Source organism: Petralouisia sp., assembly GCF_056822245.1.
The window spans coordinates 1-2504 of the sequence record NZ_JBQIOP010000108.1; the positions used below are offsets into that span (position 1 = coordinate 1).

Here is a 2504-nt window from a genome sequence, read left to right on the forward strand (position 1 = left end):
ATCCTGTTTTGCCTCCCTGTTATATGTTGTCTGTTCCCTGATCTGGCAGAACATCTTATAAACCCGGTTGCTGATCTCCATCCAGTCCTTGTTGTTGGAAAAGGGCTGCCAACAGTTCCCGGTATGCTTTACCTCCGGGGTGCGTAAGTATGTCAGCGCCCGGTCAAGCCGCTGCGTGGCCGCCGCCTGCTGCTCCCATTGCTTCGCTGCCGCCACCACGATGTCATAGGCTTTCTTTTCTCCCTCAATGCTGTCCTGGCGCATGGCCTGTACCGTTTCTGCCCCCTGTGCAATCAACGCTGAAATATCCGTGTTCTCGCATGATACCGTGTGTTCCACCTGCAGCTTGTAGCCTTCCGACAGGTTCCCTGAGCGGTGCGCCCGGTAATCTTTGTTTTCCTCCAATCCTTCCACCTCCTTAAATCTCCGGCGTATGGCTCTTTTTCAGGGCTGCCTGTGCCGGGGTAGTTTTTTCTGCCGGTTTCACCGCCGCAAGCTGCGCCATGACCGAAGGCCTCTCTGCCGTAAATATGGAAATCTGTTCATTCTCCGCCAGCGGCTGCGCCGGAAGGGGCAGCGTTTCGTCCGAATGGGTCAGTATCTGCTCCCGTTTCAGGTCTGCCACAATCTCGTCAAATACCGCATTGATGGCTTTCCGTTCCTCACCCTCCGGGAAGGCTTTCAAGACTTCCAGTTCTCCGCTTTTATCTGTCACAAAGGCAACGGCACAATCCGCATGTCCCGCCAGATAATCAGAGCTGTAAGGCAGCTTATCCTTGATGTAACAGGCAAAAGCCCTGGCGGTCATTTCCGTATTGCTGTCCCAATAGCCGCCGTCCTTTTCGCATTCCTTGCCCATGCGCACGGAATTCCGGTAGAAATCGGTTTCCACACGCCCGATCTGCGGTGCCTCCTGTGCCTGCATCCCGGACAGCATGTGCTCGAATACTTCCAGCCGTTCCCGCTCACTTTTCGGGATTACCCGCCCGGTGACAGACTTCTTGAAAGCGCTGATCTGTTCCACGGAGCCTGTCTCGCCGGACAAAAAAGCCTCCCTGAGAACTGCGTATGTTTCCATCTGTGCCTCATTGCCATGCCGTTTCAGTGAACCGAGCACTGCCGAATCCAGCCAGCCTGCCGCATTTTTCCGGATGCGCTCTGTCTGTGCTTCGGTCCGGGTCTCAGCCTGCTCCGGCGTCTCCGGTTTATATTTCATGGTTTCAACCAGCTTCTGGAACGGCGCATAGAGGCGGGGCTGTTCCGAAAGCATCCCCTTCGCGCCCATCTTCGTACCCAGGTAATCGTCAAACCCGTGCCACCATTCATGGGCTAAAGAGCCGGCCCCGTGCATCTTCGTAAGGTTGATGACCTTGCGCAGCGGTTCATAATGGGCTGCCGCGTTGCCGCTGCCCCTGGCGCCGAAAGCAATGGCAAGCGTTCCCTGATAGGCAATATCTTTATCACTGATCTGCAAGGCCGACGCCAGATCCTTCAGCGCCTCAAATCCCATGTTGAGGGAAGCCTGCCGGTCATTCTGGTTCATCCAGTTCCCAAATTCACCGCCGCGGAACCCGAAGGTATCAAGGTAGTGCTGCCCGGTGATCTCCATGCCGTTTCTGTAATCCGGCCCGGTGCGCCGCACATGGGAGAGCTGGGGAGGCACAAACCGAGTCTTTCCGCTTTTGCTGCGCCCTTTTGCCAACGCCTGTACCCATTTCAGGGCAGCCTCCCGCGATTCAAAATTTGTCTTTACGATGGAATAGCCCTTCGTCACATAGTAGGTATCAGGTTTCCAGTCATTATTTTTGGAATAGGTATTCTTCCCGTCGTTGAAATGGATCGCATAGCCCTTCGGCACTTTCTGGTCTTTGGAGACGCCAAACTGCTCCTTCTGCGCTTTCTGTGTGAAGTTCCGCTCAAAATGCGCGGCAGAGTGGACCATCAGGGCATTGGACAGCTTGTTTGTAATGGCCGGGTTCTCCCGGCCCTTCTCCGTCGCCTGGTAATGGATGCCGCCGCCCCAGCCCTGCACCTGTTCCAGATACCCGTTTTCCACAAAGAAACGGTCATAGGCTTTCATGGCATCCTCCACGGTGCGGACTTCCGAAACCACGCCCTGCAGCTCCCGTACCGTCTGGATATATTCTTTCTGTCTTGCAAGGCGCTTCTCCGGCGTGTCGTCCCTGCGGTAATACTGCGGGGAGGCGTTCAGCCCGTCCCTCGCCTTTTTGATAAAATAGACCACGCCAAGGGGAATCCCGTCATCAAGCATGGCTCCATAATCCGGTTTCTTCCAGATATTATCCTTTTTTACGAATTTTTCGGCCTCACGCTCATTCATGGCGTCCAGGTCATTCACATAGAGCCCGCGATCCTTCCATAAATCTTTTTTTGCGCCGCCGATCTTTTCCCCGAAATCTTCATGCTGCATGTTATCCGCCAATCATTATCACCTCCAGTCTGTCATAAAAAATCACCGCTCCGGGGAAGGGCGGCGTTCCTGT

1 protein-coding gene and 1 pseudogene are annotated in these 2504 nt (G+C 54.8%); both read right to left on the reverse strand.

Annotated features, from left to right (window positions below; all coding sequences use genetic code 11):
* Nucleotides 1-414: pseudogene (locus ACTO17_RS19755) on the reverse strand (hypothetical protein); the annotation flags it as partial.
* A gap of 4 nt (nt 415-418) precedes the next feature.
* A complete protein-coding gene (locus ACTO17_RS19760) occupies nt 419-2443 on the reverse strand; it encodes an LPD1 domain-containing protein (RefSeq protein WP_482559133.1) in 2025 nt (674 codons plus the stop codon).
* Nucleotides 2444-2504 lie beyond the last annotated feature (61 nt).